Raw genomic sequence first — 21,331 nt, 5'->3', positions numbered from 1 at the left:
ACCTCACAGACTTCTGCTATCACGAGAATGCTCAGGCAGGCCTGTGATGGACAAATTTTGTGCGCTGTGCTATACTCGGGAGGGGTGGGGTTCCATCAGATAATTACAATCACCTTATAATACCATCTGCATCCCTCCGCATTGAACAGATCCTGTTTAATAGTCAGGCATCCCTTATGAAAAAGAAAAAGAGCCCGGTGCATGCCACCCAGAGTTATTCGTCATTTGCGGCAAAGCAGTCGAATAAGCCCGCCGCCATAGCCGCGGCAGAGGACAATGAAAAGATTGCGCTGCTTTTGCGCGATCTTCACGCCCACGAGCTTGAGCTTGATATGCAGAACGAGGAGCTCAGGAACAGTCAGATCCTTATTGAGGAGTCGCGGTCCAGGTTCAGCGATCTCTACGATTCATCGCCCATCGCCAGTTTCGTGCTGAGCGACAAGGGATGCATTGAAGAGGCGAATCTTACTGCCTCAGAGCTGCTGGGCCTGGAAAGATGTATTCTGATGAAGTTACCTTTCCAGGCTTTTATTGATAACTCAAGCTTCTCTCCCTTTCTCTCCCACCTCGCAAAGGTTATCAGCACAAGAGATAAGGGAGTCTGTGAGCTTCTCATCACGCCCCGGGGGGGGGGGACTCCTTTCCCTGCCCTCATGCAGAGCAGTTTTTTCCTTGATGCAAGAAACATTCCCCTCTGCAGGTGCTCTCTTATCGACATCACGACCCGCAATAAAGCTGAAGAGGTACTGGAAAAGGCAAGGATCCAGACAAGAGCCATCGTGGACAATATACCCGACATGGTGTGGCTGAAAGACAGTGAGAGCCGCTATGTCGAAGTGAATCAGGCCTTTGGAAATGCCTGCGGCAGAAAGCCTGAGGATCTTGTGGGGAAAACCGACCTGGACCTGTGGCCCGGCGAGCTCGCCCAGCGCTACCGGGCCGATGACCGGGATGTCATGGCCTCGGGGATGAGAAAGAAGGTGGAAGAGCCCCTGACAGATCACGAGGGGAAGCTGCACTGGATGGAGACAATCAAGACACCGATAATGGATAGGAATGGCATTGTGACAGGCACCACTGGAATCGCCCGTGATATCACCGAGCGCAGAAAGTCGAAGGAAGAGCTTCGCATCCTCTCGTCCCATCTCCAGAACGTGAGGGAAGAGGAGCGGGCTTCCATCGCCCGGGAGATCCATGACCACCTGGGGCAGCTCCTTACCGCCCTGAAAATGGATCTCACGTGGCTTTGCGGGAAGCTCCCTGAAGCGCAGAAGCATCTTCGTTCAAGAACATCCCTGATGCTTGGGGATATTGATTCGGCCATCGACACCGTGCATAATGTCATCACCAGGCTGCGGCCCGTCATTCTTGACGATTTCGGTATAACCGCCGCCATCATATGGCATGCAGGCGACTGGCAGGCCCGCACGGGAATAAGCTGCTCTTTATCTCTCTCATCTGAAGAGATTTCCCTTCCGGGTAATATTGCCACGGCGCTCTTCCGCATCTGCCAGGAAACCCTCACCAACGTGGCGCGCCATTCCGGAGCGACCGAGGTGAAAGTTAGCCTTATGGAGAAAAGGAGCACTATCACGCTTGCCATTGAAGACAACGGGAGGGGAATCACCGGGGAACAGTCACGGGGGGCCGCAGCGCTTGGAATCCTGGGGATGAGAGAGCGTGCCTATTCCCTGGGCGGCGAAGTGATTATCCATGGCGTGAAAGGGAAAGGCACCACGTTAGAAGCCACATTCCCGCTGGAAAAGAGGAAGTAAGGTCATGCTCAGAGTGCTCATCGCCGACGATCACCCTGTCATAAGGAGAGGGATACGGCATATCCTCGAGGAGATAGTTGATACTGTCGAGGCTGACGAGGTGTCCGACGGGTGCGGTGTCATCGAGCATATTGCGAGGAAGCCTTATGATATAGTGCTGCTGGACCTCTCCATGCCTGACATGAACGGCATTGACATCCTGAAACAGATAAAAATAACTCACCCCTGCCTGCCTGTGCTCATCCTGAGCATTCACCGCGAGGAGCTCTATGCCATAAGAGCCCTGCGGGCAGGAGCGTCGGGATATCTCACCAAGGAGATCGCCCCCGAAGCGCTCGTGTCTGCCATAAGAACCATCATGGGCGGCGAGAAGTATATCAACCCCTCTCTTGCACAGAAGCTTGCCTTCGAGATTGACGATTTCTCCCATAAAAAGCTCCACACGAGCCTCTCTGACAGGGAGCTCCAGGTGCTTCAGTTTATCGCGTCGGGCAAAACAGTGAAAGAAGCGGCCGATGCCATGCACCTGTCGGCAAAGACGGTGAGCACCTACAGGACGAGAATTCTTGAAAAGCTCAACCTCAAGAACAATGCCGAGATAACCTGCTATGCCATAAAAGAGGACCTTGTGGTGTAGCAGCCCTGCCCCAACTATCCCCAATTCCTACAAAAACCCGGGAAGGGTACCTACAGCAAAAAACCGCCCGGCCCCTTATAATGAAAGTATAAGAAGCAGAAAACAATGAAAAAGGTGGAGCTTCACTTATTATTTTTCTGGGCAGTATTTCTTTCCGCAGCACTCATAATGGGTGGCTGCGGGGGAGGCGGCGGCCAGGAGCGGCAGGCGGATGGGGGATTCTCAAAATGAATGAACAGAAGCAGGCGGAGGAGAGGCTGCGCGAAGCAGAGGAGCGGTTTCGCATCACCGCCGAAACATCAAACGACCTGATTCACGAATGGGACCTGAAGAAGAGCATCCAGTGGTTCGGCAGGATTGACGAGATGCTCGGCTACGGCCCGGGCGGGTTCCCGAGAACCCTGGATGCCTGGGAAAACTCGCTGCATCCGGAAGATCACGACCGCACGATGTCTGCGATTCAATCCCACCTGGAGGGACGCGCGCCTTTTGACATCGAGTACCGTATTCGAAGGAAAGACGGAGTGTATCGGTGGTGGGCCGTTCGGGGCGTGGCCGCAAGGGGGCCCGACGGAAAACCCGTCCGATGGATCGGAACGGTCACGGACGTCACCGAACGAAAGCGGACAGAGGAGATACTGGAACGGATCGAGTGGATGCTGTCCCCAAAACCATCGTCCGCCGCCATAGATGAAGCTCAGGATTCAGCCGTCGATAAGGGCTATGGGGATTTGACCGAGTTGAACCATGGCGGGCTCATCCTGAGGTCCGTTGGCAAGGAGATGCTCAGGAGCATCTCGAGCGAATTCCTGGATCTGATGGAGACCTCCTCCGCCGTCTATGAGAAGAACGGCGACTATGCCTGCGGAATATTCTCCTCAAAGTGGTGCCGCATGATGGACCGGGCATCGAGGAACCTTTGCGCCTGCGATGACAATGCCGCGGCTTTGAGCTCCGGGAAATGGCTGTGCCACGAATCCTGCTGGACGCGCTGCTCCAAGGAGGCCATCGCCAAAGGAGCGCCGGTGGACATTGAATGCAATGGCGGTATGCGGCTCTGCGCGGTCCCGATATTCGCCGGCGGTGAAGTCATCGGGGCCATCAATGTCGGCCATGAAGACCCTCCGAAAGATCCCGTAAGGCTTCGAGAACTGGCGGAAGCGTATCATGTGGACTATGATGACCTTGTCAGGGTAGCCGGCGCGTATGACTCCCGCCCGGCTTACATTATCGAGATGGCCAGGAACCGGCTCTATGCTTCAGCGAGGCTCATTGGAATATTGGTGGAGCGAAAGCAGTATGAAGACAGGCTTCATGGTGTCCTGGCAGACCTGGAGCGCTCCAACAGGAACCTGGAGCACTCCAACAAGGATCTCGAGCAGTTCGCCTACGTGGCCTCGCACGACTTGCAGGAGCCTCTTCGCATGGTGGCAAGTTACACGCAGCTCCTGGCAGACCGTTATAAGGGACAGCTCGACGAGAAGGCGAATATGTATATCGACTATGCTGTTGACGGCGCAGTGCGTATGCAGCAGCTCATCAATGACCTGTTGACTTACTCGCGCATCGGCACGCAGGGCAGGCAGCCCGAGCCCATCGACGTGCGCCCGGTCCTCAGCGAAGCCTGTCGCAACCTGCAGACCGCCATCGAAGAGAGCGGGGCAATAGTCACCGACGACGATCTGCCCACGGTACGCGCCGACGCCGGGCAGATCGCCCTGTTGTTCCAGAACCTCATCGGAAATGCCATCAAGTTCCACGGCGCCGATCCGCCGCGTGTCCATGTATCCGCCCGGGATCTCGGCCGCGAGTGGTGCTTTTCGTTGAAGGACAACGGCATCGGAATGGAATCCAAGTACGCGGACAGAGTGTTCGTGATATTCCAGCGGCTGCACACGCAGCAGGAATACCCGGGAACGGGCATCGGGCTTGCAGTGTGCAAGCGCATCGTGGAGCGCCACGGCGGCAGGATTTGGCTCGAGTCCTCACCCGGAGAGGGCTCGACCTTTTTCTTCACCATTCCGAAGTGAGAGAGGAGAGAGGAAGATGAAATCATCGTCTCATGTGAGGCCCATTGAAATCCTTCTGGTCGAGGACAATGCAGGGGACGCCGATCTGACCAGGGAAGCGCTGGACACGAGCAAGATGCACAACAGGCTGCACGTGGTCACAGACGGCGTGGAAGCCATGGATTTTCTGCATCGCAGGGGGAAGCACGGGGGCGCCCCGCGTCCCGACCTGGTGCTGCTGGACCTCAACCTGCCAAAAAAAGATGGCCGTGAGGTGCTGGCCGAGATCAAGGCGGACAATGACCTGAAGTGCATCCCCGTTGTGATCCTCACCACATCGAGGGAAGAGCAGGATGTCCTGAAGAGCTACAACCTTCACGCGAACTGCTACATCTCCAAGCCAATCGACTTCGCCCAGTTCATGGTGATCGTGAAGTCCATCGAGGATTTCTGGTTTACCATCGTCAGGCTGCCGGCGAATGGAATGAAGCCATGTGTGAAATAAGGCGCGTCCTTCTGGTCGAGGACAACCCGGCCGACATCGACCTGATCCGGGAGCTGCTGGCCGAAACAGGCTCTTTCAGGATCGATTCCGCGACGCGCCTCTCGGAGGCGCTGGCCCGCCTGGGAGCTGAAAAATTCGACCTGGTGCTGCTGGACCTCGGGCTGCCCGACAGCATGGGACTGGAAAGCTTCCACAGAATGAAGGAGGCAGAGCCCGGTATTCCGATCGTGGTGATGACGGGGAACGATAACCAGGAACTGGCCGTCACTGCCGTGAAGGAAGGCGCGCAGGACTACCTCGTGAAAGGCCGGGTCACGGGGAATCAGCTGGCGCGGTCGATCCTTTACGCCCTGGAGCGCAAGCGGGCGCAGGCCCGTGAACGGCTTGCCCGCGAGGTGCTTGAGCTTCTGAACCGGACGGAAGGCGCGTCGGAAATAATCCGCTCCATCCTGCTGCTCTTCAATAAAAGCATGGACTTCGAAGCCATAGGAATACGTCTTCGTGAGGGCGACGATTTTCCATACTTTGAGACCAAAGGTTTTCCTGAAGATTTCATTGAGGCCGAGCGATACCTCTGCGGGCGCGACGAGGCTGGCGAGATCATGCGTGACGCGCAGGGAGATCCGGTGCTTGAATGCATGTGTGGAAACATTCTCCGTGGCCGGACCGACGCCTCGCTTCCATTTTTCACCAGGGGGGGAAGCTTCTACAGCAACTGCACGACGGACCTTCTCGCTTCGACCACTGAGAAAGAGCGTCAATCCCGCACCCGTAACCGCTGCAATGGCGAAGGCTATGAGTCCGTGGCCCTGATACCGCTGCGCTCGGGCACGGAGATCATCGGGCTTCTCCAGTTCAACGACCGCCGGCGCAACCGCTTCACGGCGGAAATGATCCATTTCTTCGAGGGGCTGGGCGCGAGCATCGGGATCGCCCTTATGCACAAGCAGACCGTGGAGAAGCTGCGCGAGAGCGAGGCAAGATACCACACGCTCTTTGAAACCATCGCCGACGGAATCCTTATTGCCGACAATGAAGAAAGAAAGTTCATGTACGCAAACAAATCCATATGCCGAATGCTTGGATACACCGAGGAAAAATTGAAAACACTGGGCCTGGGGGATATCCACCCGAAAGATGCTTTGCCGTCCGTCATGCTCGAATTCGAAGCCCTGGTCCGCGGAGATAAAACCCTTAATTCCGATATTCCATGCATCAGGAAAGACGGGACGATCTTCTATGCGGATGTCAATTCGGCCCAGCTCACTTTCGATGGCCTGGGATGCACCATGGGCATATTCCGGGACGTCACCGAGCGCAGGCAGGCGGAGGATGCCCGCGATAAGCTGGAAACCCAGCTCTCCCAGGCTCAGAAGATGGAGTCTGTGGGGCAGCTGGCCGGTGGTGTGGCCCACGACTTCAATAACATCCTGCAGTCCATGATGGGCTACAGCCAGCTGCTGTTGGAGTGCCTGCCCGCCGGGGACGAGTCCCATGAGTTCGCTCAGGAGATCCTGCATGATACTGATCGAGCGGCCGCGCTGATCCGGCAGCTTCTTGCCTTCGCCAGCAAGCAGACTATTGCCCCGAAGATCATCGATCTCAACGACGCTGTCGAGGGCATACTCAAAATGCTCAGGCGCCTGATTGGAGAGGATATCAACCTTATCTGGAAGCCCGCCCCCAATCTGTGGCCGGTGAAAATGGACCCCGCGCAGATCGACCAGATTCTTACCAACCTGACTATCAATGCACGCGATGCGATCGGCGGCATCGGCAGGATTAGCATTAAAACCGGCTCGACGGAGCTCGATGAAGCCTGCTGCGATACCCAGCCTCTTTTCGCCCCCGGGCGGTATGTAGTGCTTGAGGTCAACGACGATGGGTGCGGCATGGACAAAGAGATAATGGCGCATGTTTTCGAGCCCTTCTTCACCACCAAGGAAATGGGAAAAGGGACCGGTCTGGGGCTGGCGACAGTGTATGGCATCGTGAAGCAGAACCACGGCTTCATCGATTTAGAGAGTGAGCCCGGAAAGGGCACTACTTTCAGGATCTGTCTGCCACGGCACGAGCCGGAGAATGCCGTAACCGGCGAAAGGCTCCCATCGGTTGAGGCGCCGACCGGCACGGAAACCGTGCTGATTGTCGAAGACCAGGAATCGCTGCTCAAGCTCATCAGAAGGCTGCTCGAGCAGCTGGGCTATCACGTGCTGGCCGCCGGCAGCCCCAACAATGCACTCAAGCTGGCTGAGGAGTATCCAGACCTTATCCATCTGCTGTTGACCGACGTGGTCATGCCGGAAATGAACGGCCGCGACCTCATGAAACGTCTTACTGCCATGCGTCCTGGAATCAAATGCCTGTTCATGTCCGGTTATACCAGCGACGTCATCGCCCGCCGCGGCGTCCTTGAGGCGGACGTCCACTTCCTTCAGAAGCCGTTTTCTGTGAAATCGCTTGCCCGGAAAGTGCACGAGGTGCTCTCCGGTCAATAGGCTCCAGATGCATACGATACGGCTGAGAGTGCTCGGTGAGGCACGGTTTCAATCTCATAGAATAGAAGCCGGTAAGGCGGCAAGAGAAGCGTTATGCTGCCGGAAGTATAGCAAGAAAGGAAAGAGCAATGAAAAAGATCCTTGTGGCAGATGATGAGATCAAGATAAGGCAGTTACTTTCCATAATTCTGAAGGCACATGGGTACAGAGTGGAATTGGCCGAAAACGGGTGGGAAGCGGTAAAGGCGGTACAGGACACTCACCCTGATCTCGTGCTGTGCGACATCACCATGGATGGACTCGATGGATACGGCGTCCTGAAGAAGCTCAAGAGTGATCCTGCCCTGGCTGCCATACCTTTCATATTTCTCACAGGAATGGGAGAGAAGCAGGAGATGAGGCGGGGGATGGAGCGTGGAGCTGATGATTATATTGTCAAGCCCTTCACCAATGACGAGATTTTAAAAGCCGTCGAGGCCAGGCTGGCCAGGCAGGCTGCCTGGAGAATGCTCTACCAGGAAAAGATGGACGAGCTCAGGATAAACATTGCTACCACTCTTCCCCATGAGCTCCGGACACCCCTCACCGGAATTTTTGGCATAGCCTCATTACTCAAAGATGAAAAGATGTCTTTTGGGAAAGACCAGGTACGTGAAATAGCGGGGCTCTTATACTCCGCGGCGGAGCGCCTGAGCAGGCTCATAGAGAATTATATTCTCTATGGAGAGCTTGAGGCGCTTTCAGAGGATCCACGGGCCCGCCAGGAAAGGAAAAACAGCCTCATACTTTTACAGGCCAGGGAGCCTTTCATAGTCTCCCATAGTATCTCCTCTGCTGCCAGGAAAGTAGCACTTAAGGCACAGCGGGAGGGGGACCTTGAGCTTGAACTGAAGGAAGCCACGATTCCTGTAGTCATGGATGACCTTAAAAAGATGGTGGAGGAGCTGACAGACAATGCCTTCAAGTACTCCAGAGGCGGCACGCCGGTGACGGTGAAAGGAAAGGTGGATAATAATGGCTATGTAATCTCTATAACTGATAGGGGGCGGGGGATGACCTCCGAACAGATTGCACATACAGGAGCCTTCATGCAGTTTGAAAGGAAGAAATTTGAGCAGCAGGGGTCAGGGCTGGGCCTGTCAATAGCGAAGCGCCTTGCAGCGCTTTATGACGGGGAGCTGAAGATAGAGAGCATGCCGTTAAAAGGGACCACAGTTACCATTATGCTTAAGACGTAGCTCAAATTCCCATTACTCCGCGTCTACCACGCCCATCTTCTTGAGCTTCTCCCTGAGGGTTTTCCTGTCCATCCCCAGGATATCGGCAGCCTGTGACTTGTTTCCCCCCATGCTCGCAAGGACAAAGTGGATGTATTCATTCTCGATCTCGGCAAGGCTCTTGATGCGCCCCCCCTCGGCGAAGGCCGTGAAGCGCATATGCGGCGGGAGGTCCGTCACGTCGATGAGGTCCCTGTCGCCCATCACCACGAGTGACTGCATAAGGTTCTCAAGCTCCCTCACATTTCCCGGCCATGGGTAGCTCTTGAGAACCTGGAGGGCGAAATCGCTGAAGCGCGGTGCCGGTTTCCCAAGCTCATTCGCGTACCTTGCGGCGAAATGGCTCGCCATTATAAGAATATCGCCGCCGCAGTCTCTCAGGGGAGGGAGAGAGATGGGAACGACATTGATACGGTAATAAAGATCCTCCCTGAAGGCGCCGCTGCTCACCAATGAGAGGAGATCCCTGTTCGTGGATGCAAGCAGATGCACATCAACCCTTCTTGTGCCCCCTGAGGCCGTGGTAGAGATCTCCTTGTCCTGGATGACACGCAGGAGCTTTGTCTGCATGGTGTGCGTGAGGTTGCCGATACCGTCGAAGAAAATGGTGCCGCTGTCTGCCGCGCCGAAAAGGCTTGATTTTGAATCTTCCTCGTGGCGCGTTGAGCCAAAGAGCTCGCTGTCGAGAAACTCCTCGGGGATGCCGCCGCAGTTCACGGGGATGAAAGGTGCCGCTGCCCTGGAGCTCGAGTAATGGATGGCGCGGGCCACAAGCTCCTTCCCGGTGCCGCTCCCTCCCGTGATGAGCACCGTGGCAGTCGTTCTGGCGGCTTTCCCAATGGCATCGAAAACTTTGAGCATCGCCTCCGAGCGCCCGATGATGCCGTAAGGAGCCGGTGAGAGATCATTATTTTCGCCTGCGCCGAGCTTCCTGGTGCTGAGCTTCTCGATGGCGCGCCGCACGGCCGTGAGAAGCTCATTGACGGTAAAAGGCTTGGTGAGGTAATCTTCGGCGCCGATCCTGACGGCTGCCACCGCTCCCTCGATAGAAGGGTGGCCCGTTATCATGAGCACAGCGGTGAACCTGAAGTTCTCCTTCACATGCCTGATAAGGTCCATTCCGCTCATCCTGGGCATCTTGCAGTCGGTGATCACAAGGTCCACCGGCGTTATCTCCAGGATTTTAATTGCCTCGGAGACACTCGAGGCAATAAGGGCATGGTACCCCGACTTGCCCAGTGCCTTCTCCATGAATTTCAGGATGGAAAACTCATCATCAACGACTAGAATGCGCTTTTTCTCTTCCTTATGGGGCATGGTGATGTTCTTCGCCTTTCACAGTCATGCCGATAGTTCTTCCATGGAATGCCGCTTTTCCTTCTTCTCCCTGCCATGGGTTTTGTAAAAGGCTCGTAAAGATTTTCACAATGTAAGAGGAGGGATAAAAAGGAAGCTCTTCTGATGAAATGACAGGCGCTCCCCGGTCTGTCACCAGCGGAGAAAAATTCCTCAACGCCGGTTGAAAACGATAAATCAGTTGTGTAAGTCCTACAAAAACCCGGGAAGGGTACTTACAGCAAAAAACCGCCCGGCCCCTTATAATGAAAGTATAGAGTATAAGGAGCAGAAAACAATGAAAAAGGCGGAGCTTCACTTATTATTTTTCTGGGCAGTATTTCTTTCCGCAGCCCTCATAATGGGTGGCTGCGGGGGAGGCAGCGGGGGAGGCGGCGGTGCTGCGGGGCCTTCATACTGGGGTGGAGGCAGCGGGGGAGGAGCGGTACAGGCTTACTCCGTATCGGGCACGCTCAGGGACGCCACGAGCAATCAGCCTGTGCAGGGCGCCACGTGCACCCTCTCACAGACTAAAGCCAGGGTCGTCATCACTACAGCCATCACTGACCAGAATGGGCGGTATAATCTCACCGGCGTGCCCGCCGGGACCTACTCGCTCACCATCACCAAGGACAATTATATCAGTTATGAGACAAATGACCTCTCGATAACGCAGGACACTGCCAATGAGGACTGCTCCATCATGCAGACGTTGCAGTGGAACCAGATGGCAGGCTCCGATCACCCCTTTGATGAAAGCAAGAGCTACATCATTGTGGAGGCCGATGTCCCTTCAAAGGGCCTCAGAGGTGCAGGCATCTCGGCGACGATAACGCCTTCAGGCGGAGTCCAGATAGGCTACCTCACCGATGCCACTCCCCCCACGATAGACTGGAGCGCCACGTCAACTTATCAGAATGGCGGGATCATATTTTACAACCTTACGTCCAGCCTTCAGTATACCCTGTCGTTTACTTCACCCGGCACTATCTTCGCAAGCCTGAGCATCCTGCCGTCATCAGGCGGCACTATTCAGAACTACAGCGTCCTGGCAACGGCCCCTGCGCCTGATCCTACCACAACCCCGACCCCCACTCCGACCCCCATTCCAACCTCATCGCCTTCACCCACTGCATCGCCGCAGCCCTCGCCCACGCCCACGCAGTCGCCTGGAGGCGGCGGTGGCGGCGGCGGTGGCGGAACACCTGTGGCTGCCAAGCTCGGCTTTAAGGTCCAGCCCACTGATGTGACGGCAGGCGTGGCCATTACCCCAACTGTGGAAGTGGCCATTCAGGACGCATCAGGTAACACCGTGGCAACAGCGACCGGAGACATTACCATCGCCATCGGCACCAATCCAGGTGACTCTACCCTTTCAGGCACCACAACACTCTCTGCCGTCGCCGGTGTGGCGGCCTTTGATGATTTGAGCCTCGACAAGGCCGGCGAAGGATACACATTGACGGCCACATCCGGCGCCCTCACTGAAGCGACGAGCGGCACCTTCAATGTGACGTCGCGGGACTACACTGCCTGGACCGACCAGGGCATCGTCTATACCGCACCGGCAGCAGGAAACGCATATTACCCCTGCGTGCTTTACGACGCGAATGGATTCGAAGACGCAGGTGAAAAGTATGCACTGTGGTATAGTGACGGCAGTGGGGCAGTTTTTCTCGTCACCTCATCAGACGGCACGTCATGGAGCGCTCCGACTACTATGAGTGGCCTCGGTGGTAAACCGAATCACGCGCAGGTGCTTTACGATGCAGATCGCTTCGGGCTCGGCCCTTCTGGACCAAAGTACAGGATATGGTATTGGGACAATAACGCTGATTTATACAGCATTTCCTCAATAGCCACTGCCCGGTCCGTTGATGGAGTCACTTGGGATAGTTATACCGCCTTGACGCAAGACGCATCGGCCAAGTTAGTGACCGGAGGACCAGTGACGGATTGGAATCGCGGTTCCTATGGTCCCGTACACCTGTTTTACCAGCCGGGCGCGGCAGACTCCGGCACCGACCCTTGGAGTTATAGCTATGTAATGTATTACGACGGCACAACTGGCGGCCCTGAAGCAACAGGACTCGCATATTCCGCCGATGGCCTGTTCTGGAAGGCATACACCGTAAATCCCGTATTGTCTCCCTCTGCAAGCCCTGCGTGGGACTCCAAATACTCCACCTTTGGTACGGTGTACCATGATGCTGCCGGTTATCACTTCTGGTATAGCGGCGGAGTCACTACTCTTAATGAAGGCATCGGCTACGCGTTCTCAACCGACGGCAAGGCCTGGACTAAGAACCCCAGCCACATCTTCCACATCAGCGACGCCTACGCAGTGAGCTACCGCAACTCGCGAGTCTGCACCCCTTCCGTCATTGACGACGGAACGGGTGTGCTCAAAATGTATTATACCGCGCAGGCATCTGGCGGGCTGAAGAAAATCGGCCGGGCCACCTTGGCTCCATGACCCACCTTGTCTGTACAAAAGGAGTAGTGTCTCATTGATCTGCGGTGAGAGGGGCCAAAGAGATAAAAATTTCGGGAACAGTGAGTCGGTGCGAGGAAAAAGGCGGGATATCGGGCTGAAAGCCCTTATCTGTAAACACAAAACCAGAGCCCATCAGCCCCGCCCATTAAATCTCCAGTTGCGTCCGAGGACCACGTCGAGGAAATAGTAGTCGGCATAGGGGCTTTTATTGCGGAGCAGGTTCTTGAGGAAAGCAATGGCTCCGTTATCGCGAGCTCCTGGCCGTGGAGCTCTTCCTCCAGGTTGCTATGGTCCCGATGGGCGAGACCCGGCAGGAATGTGACAGGAACGCGCAGAAGCACCTGAAGATAGAGCTGGCCCATAGTCGATATATGGAGCCCGCCGGAAGCTTTCGTAAAGCCTCCTGACTTGAGATGGGAATGGCTGTAAAGCCTTGGACGAATTGCCCCGGTAAGACCACTTTGGAGGATGAGCGCATGAGCAGATTCTGGTCCTATTGTCCAATCATTGTGCTGGCGGCGTTATGTGCCGCCTTTTCCGCGGGATGCCCTCAATCCTCGTCCACTGTGCCCCCCGTTGTATCTTCCGGGGAATCCGCCTCTTCCTCCAATGTCCTGGTGAACGGCCGGGCGATTACCCCCGCAGGCACCGCCAGCGGCCCCGTGGGAGGCATGCCATTGAACATAGCCCTCAGTCCCGATGGCAGATACGCCGTCACGACATCCAGCGCCATATCCTCGCTTCTCTGCACATTGCGGGTAAGTGACGGCACGGTGGTAAATTCGTTCTCCTTTCCCACGATGGATGCCAATAACCCCAACAACGGCCTCTTTTATGGACTTGCCTTCGATCCCGCTCCCCAAAGCGGCACTTACACGCTCTATGCCTCCCAGGGAGTCTACGGCACTGTCGCGGTGCTCACGCTGGGCGCAGACGGGTCCCTCACCCAGACGGGCACCATTCCTTCCAAGCCCAGGCCTTACATGCCTGATGACCAGCCGGCCGGCCTGGCACTGGCCAAGGGGAACCTCTACCTCGCCAACTACTTTCCCGTCGATCTGGCGCCCCCCCATCCCCCGAAGTCCTCGTTCTCCATTTATCAGACCGACGGCTCTTTTCTTGGACGCTATACATTCCCGGGTATGGCACACACCGACACACCCTGCTTCCCTCTGGCGGTGACCGTGAAATCAGACGGCACCAGAGCTTATGTGGCAAGCCAGCGGGATGGCTGCGTCTATGTGCTGGACACTTCTGACCCGAAGAATCCTGCTCTGGCGTCCACGATCACGGACCTCGCTCATCCCTCGGCGCTGCTGCTCAACAAAGCGCAGACCCTTTTGTTCATCGCCAATGCAGGGAGCGATACCATCTCGGTGGTTGACACCGCCAGTAATCAGGTGGCAGCTACGGTGCTGCTGCGGCCGACAAATGTCAGCAATCTGCCCGGTGTCTCGCCTACAGGCCTGGCGCTCTCACCGGATGAGAAAACCCTGTATGCCTCGCTTGGCGATTTTAACGCGGTGGCCGTCATAGATACCGGGACAAGCCAGTTGAGCGGCTACATCCCTGCCGGCTGGTATCCCACGGCCCTGGCCGCCACTCCCGACAACAAGGGACTGCTGGTTGTCAACGGGTGGGGCACTACCGCCATGAACCCCAACCCCCAGTTTAACTATCTCGACCCTGACGTGGTGAGAATCAACTCCAGCACCAATCCCCCCACCTGGGCGAATCAGCCCGGCCCGGGCTATGTGCTGGATTCCATTCCGGGAAACGTCTCCCGCATCGACCTGACCGAGGCGCTCCCTGCTCTGATCCAATCGACTGAACAGGTGATCCAGAACAACCAGCACACCACGGCAATCGGGAGCAATGCCGGGGACACCCTGGCCCGGCTTGGCGTAAAGAGCGGCAAGATAAAGCATGTCATCTATGTGATCAAGGAAAACCGCGGCTACGATCAGGTTCTCGGCGACCTCCCGCGGGGCAACGGCGACCCCTCGCTGACCCTGTTCGGGCGGCAGATTACCCCGAATCAGCATGCTCTCGCGGAGCGCTTCACCCTTCTGGACAATTACTACAACAATGCCCCGGTGAGCGGAGAAGGCTGGGTATGGTGCACCCAGAGCCTGGCAAATGCATTCACCATAAGGGCCATTCCTTACATATACAGGCTCCAGCCCGCCACCTACAATCTCAATTACCAGTTCGAAGGGCAGAACAGCAACTATATCACAGGCGGTTACCCGGCCCAGGATCAGGATGGGAACTGGCTCTCCACCTCGCACCAGGCATCCCCGCCCATCACGAATATCGCAGAAGCGCCAGGCGGATATATCTGGGACAAGGTCCGCGAAGCGGGCCTCACCTACCGAAACTATGGGTTCTATCTCTCGACGGGAGTCCCCTCGACGGGCCCCCCCTACCAGATTCCGGACAACTATCCCAACGTGGCCAATCTCTGCCCTCCCGGCCATATTCCGACTCCCCCCGGCCAGGTCGCCGGTTACAGCGACTATGATTACCGCAAGTTCGACTTCAGCTATGCCGACAGCGACGCCTGGGTAAAGCACAACTTGACGGCCTCCAGCATAGGATTGACCACCGGGTCACCCCCCGGCTATTACCATTCGCCCAATTCACCCACTCCAGCGATGCCCAGCCGATTCTCGGAGTGGAACCGCGAGTTTCAGGCGATGCTGGCGCAGGATCCTACAGGCGGCACTGTTCCCACATTTATGATGGTGCGCTTCATGAGGGATCACACTATGGGGACCAACCCGTCATTCGGCTCCCCGAAGGCCATGATGGCCGATAATGACTACGCCGTGGGACAGCTGGTGGAGGCGGTGAGCAAGAGCCCCATCTGGAAAAGCACCGTGATCTTCGTCATCGAAGACGACGCCCAGTTCAGTCCCGATCACATCGACACCCACCGCTCCTTCTGCCTGGTGATAAGTCCCTGGATCAGAAAGGGGACCCTGGACTCCAATTTCTATGATACGGTGAGCGTCCTCAAGAGCATGGAGCTCCTGCTCGGGCTCACTCCCATGAGCCAGTACGACGCCCTTTCCAATCCCATCACCGGCGGCTGGGATACCACTCCCGGCAACAGCGCTCAATATGACGCCATTCTGCCCCCTGCAGATATAATCAGCGAGGTAAATCCGACGACTGCGTCGCTTGACCGGAAAGACCCGCGCCGCCGCCTGGCCATTGAGTCCAGCAGGATGAACTGGAAGGTCGCTGACGCTGCTCCATACCGGCTTCTCAACGAGATCCTCTGGAAAAGTGTCAAGGGCCCGGAGTCGAAGGCGCCGGAGCTCCGCATCAGCAAATTAAAGTACCTTGAAAACAAGCAGGGGCAAAGCTCACCGCGTGACGACGACTGAGCGAGACGCTGCAGCACGACACCTCTCCTCAATCTCTGCAGGTGCAGGGATCGCTTCTATGCCCCGCCAGTGTGGCTCTCTCAGCGATCTCGAGGCTGGAGAGGCCGTCTTCAAGCGTCACCGTGCTCTTATGCCGCGGATCGTCAATAGATGCAATGAGATCGTCCATGGCTCTCGCAACGCTCGCCGAGTAGACCTCGCCCTTCGACTCAGAGAGCCCGAACGTGGCCGTCACCATGTGGGTGGCATCGTAGTGATTCCCGAAAGAATGGAGCCCCCGGGGGGAAGAGCCCTCTTCACCCTTTCCCCAGCCCATGGGCCTTGAGAGGTCGTCCGCTTCGTCTATGCGCAGGCGGCTTTCCATGACGAATCCCGGAAGAAGTGAGAGAGCTTTTTCGCTCTCGCTCTGCACGAGAGCCCTGAGGCGTCCTTTAAGGGGAATCCATCCCTCGAGGTCGATGACGGCGCAGTCAAAGGCAAGGCGGATGCTTGTGGATTCGAAGAATCCCGGGTAGGCAAAATGATGATAATGGGTTGCAATGAGCCCCCTGTCATAGAGGACCGAGGCCATCGCCTGGGTCTCCTGCCCCTGGCGGCGCTCATGAAAAGCGCCTGTCACCTCCATGGGATGCTCATCGGTGAGCGTGTGGATGAAATCGATGAAATGGACGGCATGCTCGATGAGGATCCCTCCGGAAACCTGCCTGTCCCAGAACCAGTGAGAAAGGGGGAGTCCGCTGTCCTGGGCGTAATTTTCCACATCTGCCCGGCGCAGAGGACCGAAGCTCTTTGTCTCTGCCAGGGCTCTCAGCGCCTGGAGAAGGGGATTATAGCGCATGACGTAGTTGACCGAGGCTCTCTTCCCGGACTGATCGCGCACCCGGATGATCCGCCTCGCCTCTTCCGTCGTCACCGCGAGAGGCTTTTCAATGAGCACGTGAAAGCCTTTTTCCATGGCTTCACAGGCGATCTCGCCATGGGTTGACGGAGGCGTCACGATAGAGATGATATCCATGTCCCTGCAGGAAAGCAGCTCTCTCCAGTCACGAAAAAAGAGCAGCCCTTCGGCAGGTGCTTTTTCAAGCCGGAGATCGGAGACCGCAGCGACTTCCACACGGGGAAGAGCTTTCCAGCTGGTATGGAGAAACTGCCCGAAGCCCCCGTAGCCGATGAGTCCCACCCTGTAACGCTTCATTTTTCTCCCCCTTTGCTCCGCATTTCTATTTTGGTTTTCCTCAATTTTTTATCAGGCGCCTGCTCCGGGCCCGGAACAGCCATAGACGCCCTGGTATATGGTGTCCCTTATCGCAGTGAACTCACTCCCGCTTATGGGGCGGGGGTGCGAGATAATAACCATCGGCACCGGGGATTTGCTTTCGGAATAGGGAGGCTGCATGTACTGGTGCTCATTGACGAAGAAGCCGAGGCGCCTGAAGAAATCCAGGCGTCTTGAGGCTGTCTCGGTCTCGGGCCGCTCGCACTCTCCCACTATCAGGATGCCGGGATGCATGCTCAGGAAATTCTGGACGATTGCGCTTCCCAGGCCCCTGCTGCGGATTTTCTCATCGATGGCGAAATGCTCTGCAAAAAGGAACTCATCAAAGCGCCACCACGAAAGAAGGGCTACAAAGTCCCCTGATGAGAGGACCCCGTGGAGATGAAACCTGCCGTTCGCCAGCAGGGCTTCGTCAAAGTCCCCTCTCTCATCCGCCACGAATGACTGCTCAAGCAGCCGGGATACCATGGGAAAGAGCGGATCATCGACTGACGCAATCCTCACGAGGCTGATTCTTTCGGGATCGATGAAAACGCCAGGGGCAGCGCTCCCTGGAGTCAGAGATCCTGCATCAACGGTTGCTTCAGGGTTTTCAATGAGGTGGTCCGGCATATTCCAGAGTATACCATGAAATGCGGTAATTATCAATTGCTCAGCCCGGGAGCCCTGCAGCCTGTGAAGTGCCTGTCCTGTGGAATCCGGAGCAGCCTGCGGAGGATCCACAGGACAGGCAGAAAGCCTTCATGGACCCGAATTCTTTTGAAAATTTAACGATAACGCAGGTGAAAAGGAGTACGGCCCCCACGGTTATCCTATCGCAGCATTACTGAAAATGACCGTTCTCTCTTTCCTCTCCAATTTAAGCGACAAACAGACAGAGAACTATGTGAGAGACAATATGCCTGCCCGGTTCTTCGTCGGTCTGGGACTCCATCAGGATGTGCCCAGGGTGCCTTATGCCTTACCCGCGGCCTGTTTTAGGGGCCTGCGGCGATCTTTGCAGGTGCTTCAGGCAGGATACGGCCTGCCAGATATTTTTTTCAGGCCCCTCGGCGCCGGCGGGCGCTGTCTGCTCTGGAGGCTGAATGGCCATGGCGGGAAAAGATATTGACCACCGGGCAAGCTCTGGGGTATAATTGCTTCTGGGTTGCCTGGCAGCATTCTTGCTCTCATGCAAGACATGGACAGCCATGAGACTGGATCTGCCATAGGAACTGGTTTCCATCTGATGCAGCGGGAAGGTGCAGAAAAATGAAAAAGCTCTTTGTTGTCCTCTGGCTATCGCTGTTCCTCTCTGCAGGATGCTTTGAAATAGATCAGCCTCCCAGGGAACAGAAGGACCGCAGCCGGTGCTTCAATAATCTGCAGACAATAAGCTTTCAGCTTAAAGTATTCGCAGAGAATCATGAGGGGCTCTACCCCGCAACCCTTAAAGAGCTTCTTGCCTTGGCGCCAGATGGAAAGCCTTATCTCAATGAGCTGCCAGTCTGCCCGGCTGCAGGGGAAGATACTTACAGCAAGTCATATCAGGTTTCAGCCGACAGAACTGAATACACGTTTTCCTGCAGAGGCGCCTGGCACGGAAGTACATGGAGCGCTCACTATGTCTCTACCATTGAGGAAGAAAGAGCGTTCATGGAAGGAGTTGATGTGAAAAAGCGAGACAGCTTCGGCTCTACGGCCCTTCATGATGCAGCTTCAAAGGGATCTGTCAAAAGGATTGAGGCGCTTCTGGACAAAGGTGCCGCAATCAATGCGAAATCTGATGAAGGAGCTACCCCTCTGCACTTCGCAGTCCGGTGCGGAAATAAGAAAGCGGCGAAGATGTTGATGGATAAAGGTGCCGATGTCAATGTGAAAACCAATGCCGGCTGGACGCCCCTTCTCTGGGCGGTGAGCATCAACAACAAAGAAATGGCAGAGCTTTTTGTCGCACAAGGCGCGGACCTCAAGGCGATAAGTGAAGATGGAGAGACACCCCTGGATATTGCGAAAAAGGCAGGATACAAAGACATTGAGGAGATCCTGGAAAAAGCGGCGGCGGCCGGCAAATGAGGGCCACTCTTTTGCCGCGCGCTCTCTTTCTCGCCCTTATATTCCTTTTTTCCCTGGCAATCCCTGGTTGCCAGGCCGGCCCGCAGCAGAATGAGGCCGCCACCCCCGAAGCGATGAGAGAAGCCATGGTAAAGACCCAGCTTGAAAACAGGGGCATCAAGGATAAGGCTGTCCTCGATGCGATGCGCAGGATCCCCCGCCACCTCTTCGTCCCCGGGAATCTGAAAACGCGCGCCTGCGAAGACAACCCGCTCCCCATAGGCTCGGGCCAGACCATTTCCCAGCCTTACGTGGTGGCCCTCATGACCGAGTCCCTGAAGCTCAGCAAAAGCGACCGCGTGCTTGAGATAGGCACAGGCTCAGGCTACCAGGCGGCAGTCCTTGCAGAGATTGTCAAAGAAGTTTACAGTATCGAGATAATCAAGGAGCTTGCCGACCGGGCGAAAAAGACCCTGGAGAGCCAGAAGTACAAAAACGTGACAGTGAAGTGCGGCGACGGCTATGCCGGGTGGAAGGAGCATGCCCCCTTTGACGCCATCATAGTGACGGCCGCAGCCGAGAAGATTCCGCAGCCCCTCATCGACCAGCTCAAGCCAGGCGGGCGCCTCTCCATACCCGTGGGCCCCCAGAAAGAGGTGCAGAAGCTCATGCTTCTCACAAAGAGAGCCGACGGCTCAATAGAGAAGACCTGCATCACCGAGGTCCTCTTCGTGCCCCTTACCAGAGAGAAATAAGGATTTCACAAATGACATTACAGGATACCATCAATTCCTTGAAAGAGGAGCTCGTCCACTGCGCGCAGAGGGTCATTGCGATTCCCAGCGTGTCAGGCAGCGAAGGGGAGCTCGTAGCCTTCCTGTCCGACGAGATGCGAAGGATGGGATGCGCGAAGGTGTGGACAGACGATATGGGAAACCTCATCGGATCTACAGGAGAGGGGCCGGTGAAGATACTGATCGACGCTCATCTGGATACGGTGGGAGCCGGGCGCAGAGAAGCCTGGAAGCGGGACCCCTTTGAAGGCCGCTGCGAGCAGGGAGTGATTTACGGGCGGGGCGCGACAGACCAGAAGCTCGCGATGGTTTCAATGCTTTATGCGGTAAAGCTCATCAGGGAGCACGATCTTTCCGGGGATTATACTCTTTATCTTACAGGGACCTGTGAAGAGGAGAACTGTGAAGGATTCTGCCTTAATCATATCATTGAGCATGGGAGGATCGCGCCGGACTTCGTGGTTATCACCGAGCCCACCGGCCTGAAAATTCACAGGGGCCAGAGAGGGCGCATGAAGATGAGAGTCACCGTGCCGGGGCGCTCATGCCACGCCTCGGCGCCAGAGCGTGGCGTCAACGCGGTATCGGGGATGGCCTCTGTGATCCTCGATGTGGACGAGCTGAACCACCGCCTCGCCTGTGATCCTTTTCTCGGGAAGGGGACTGTTGCCGTCACGTCAATTGGATGCCAGACCCCCTCGGAGAATGCGCTCCCCGATCTCTGCACCATCTGCCTTGATCGAAGGCTCACCGCGGGAGAGACGCTGGAGGGCGCGCTGAGGGAAGTGAGGGATCTGCCGTCAGTCAGAAAGTGCAATGCCCGGGTTGAGCTCTATACTCATCATGCCCGCTCCTGGAAGGGTTTTGAGATTGAGCAGAAAGACTTCTTCCCCTCCTGGGTGCTCCCGGAAGACCATATGCTTGTGAGGGCAGCAGTAAAAGCCGGAGAGTCCGCCCTTGGGGTGAAGCCGGGAATCAGCCGCTGGCTCTTCTCCACGAATGGCGTTGCCACGGCGGGAGCAAGGGGAATCCCCACCATCGGCTTCGGGCCCTCTGATGAAAAGCATGCCCATACCGTTGATGAGCAGACTCCTGTCGAGGACCTTCTGAAAGCTGCCATGTTCTATGCCCTTCTCCCGTCGGCGATAACCGGGGACAGACTCTCATCTTAATGAGCTTGATGGCTTGCAGGTTTTCTCTGGTGAAATTGCAGGTGCAGGGATATTTCTGGTATAATTTAAGAGGCCCTCAATTCCCGCTTCCTCGCCCGGGTGAGGAATATGGCATCTCACTTTCAAG

The 21,331-nt window shown here is 56.3% G+C and carries 14 protein-coding genes; 11 read left to right on the top strand and 3 right to left on the bottom strand.

Features of this window, described 5'->3' with window-relative positions:
- Positions 1–176 precede the first annotated feature (176 nt).
- The 6 genes from RDV48_20200 to RDV48_20175 all read left to right on the top strand — a co-directional run bounded on the left by RDV48_20200 (position 177) and on the right by RDV48_20175 (position 8,662).
- Positions 177–1,775 carry a PAS domain S-box protein gene (locus RDV48_20200; protein ID MDQ7825135.1) on the top strand — a complete coding sequence of 533 codons (1,599 nt, stop codon included), beginning with the start codon at positions 177–179 and terminating at the stop codon, positions 1,773–1,775.
- A 4-nt stretch (positions 1,776–1,779) separates the two neighbouring features.
- On the top strand, positions 1,780–2,412 hold the full coding sequence (locus RDV48_20195; protein ID MDQ7825134.1) for a response regulator transcription factor: 633 nt from the start codon (positions 1,780–1,782) through the stop codon (positions 2,410–2,412).
- Between the two features lie 227 nt (positions 2,413–2,639).
- Complete coding sequence (locus tag RDV48_20190; GenBank protein MDQ7825133.1) at positions 2,640–4,442, top strand: PAS domain-containing protein; 1,803 nt, start codon at positions 2,640–2,642, stop codon at positions 4,440–4,442.
- A gap of 16 nt (positions 4,443–4,458) precedes the next feature.
- A complete protein-coding gene (locus tag RDV48_20185; GenBank protein ID MDQ7825132.1) occupies positions 4,459–4,926 on the top strand; it encodes a response regulator in 468 nt (155 codons plus the stop codon).
- Entirely contained in the window at positions 4,914–7,424 is a 2,511-nt protein-coding gene (locus tag RDV48_20180; protein MDQ7825131.1) for a response regulator, read from the top strand. The genes RDV48_20185 and RDV48_20180 overlap by 13 nt, the downstream gene beginning before the upstream one ends.
- 128 nt (positions 7,425–7,552) lie before the next feature.
- On the top strand, positions 7,553–8,662 hold the full coding sequence (locus tag RDV48_20175) for a hybrid sensor histidine kinase/response regulator (protein MDQ7825130.1): 1,110 nt from the start codon (positions 7,553–7,555) through the stop codon (positions 8,660–8,662).
- A 12-nt stretch (positions 8,663–8,674) separates the two neighbouring features.
- Here RDV48_20175 and RDV48_20170 read toward each other — a convergent pair whose 3' ends face one another.
- On the bottom strand, positions 8,675–10,018 hold the full coding sequence (locus RDV48_20170; GenBank protein ID MDQ7825129.1) for a sigma-54 dependent transcriptional regulator: 1,344 nt from the start codon (positions 10,016–10,018) through the stop codon (positions 8,675–8,677).
- Between the two features lie 316 nt (positions 10,019–10,334).
- Here RDV48_20170 and RDV48_20165 point away from each other — a divergent pair, with 316 nt between their 5' ends.
- Together RDV48_20165 and RDV48_20160 are read left to right on the top strand one after the other, a co-directional pair.
- Positions 10,335–12,512 (top strand): carboxypeptidase regulatory-like domain-containing protein, encoded by a 2,178-nt coding sequence (locus tag RDV48_20165; protein MDQ7825128.1) that lies wholly within the window; start codon positions 10,335–10,337, stop codon positions 12,510–12,512.
- 497 nt (positions 12,513–13,009) lie between these two features.
- Positions 13,010–15,928 (top strand): bifunctional YncE family protein/alkaline phosphatase family protein, encoded by a 2,919-nt coding sequence (locus tag RDV48_20160; GenBank protein ID MDQ7825127.1) that lies wholly within the window; start codon positions 13,010–13,012, stop codon positions 15,926–15,928.
- 28 nt (positions 15,929–15,956) lie between these two features.
- On the opposite strand, the gene RDV48_20155 is transcribed toward RDV48_20160, so the two are convergent.
- Entirely contained in the window at positions 15,957–17,123 is a 1,167-nt protein-coding gene (locus RDV48_20155; protein ID MDQ7825126.1) for a Gfo/Idh/MocA family oxidoreductase, read from the bottom strand.
- A 51-nt stretch (positions 17,124–17,174) separates the two neighbouring features.
- Complete coding sequence (locus RDV48_20150; GenBank protein MDQ7825125.1) at positions 17,175–17,816, bottom strand: hypothetical protein; 642 nt, start codon at positions 17,814–17,816, stop codon at positions 17,175–17,177.
- A 639-nt stretch (positions 17,817–18,455) separates the two neighbouring features.
- On the opposite strand from RDV48_20150, the gene RDV48_20145 reads away from it, so the two are divergent.
- The 3 genes from RDV48_20145 to RDV48_20135 are packed head-to-tail and all read left to right on the top strand — an operon-like array spanning position 18,456 to position 21,204.
- A complete protein-coding gene (locus RDV48_20145; GenBank protein MDQ7825124.1) occupies positions 18,456–19,259 on the top strand; it encodes an ankyrin repeat domain-containing protein in 804 nt (267 codons plus the stop codon).
- Between the two features lie 11 nt (positions 19,260–19,270).
- Positions 19,271–19,993, top strand: coding sequence for a protein-L-isoaspartate(D-aspartate) O-methyltransferase (locus RDV48_20140; protein MDQ7825123.1), 723 nt, complete (start codon positions 19,271–19,273; stop codon positions 19,991–19,993).
- A gap of 11 nt (positions 19,994–20,004) precedes the next feature.
- Positions 20,005–21,204: a YgeY family selenium metabolism-linked hydrolase gene (locus RDV48_20135; protein ID MDQ7825122.1), complete on the top strand. Its 1,200-nt coding sequence runs from the start codon at positions 20,005–20,007 to the stop codon at positions 21,202–21,204.
- Positions 21,205–21,331: the final 127 nt, after the last annotated feature.

The organism is Candidatus Eremiobacterota bacterium (assembly GCA_031082125.1).
GTDB lineage: Bacteria > Vulcanimicrobiota > CADAWZ01 > CADAWZ01 > Ess09-12 > Ess09-12.
The sequence above is the reverse complement of the archived record's forward strand: the minus strand, read 5'-3'. Positions and strand labels throughout refer to the sequence as shown.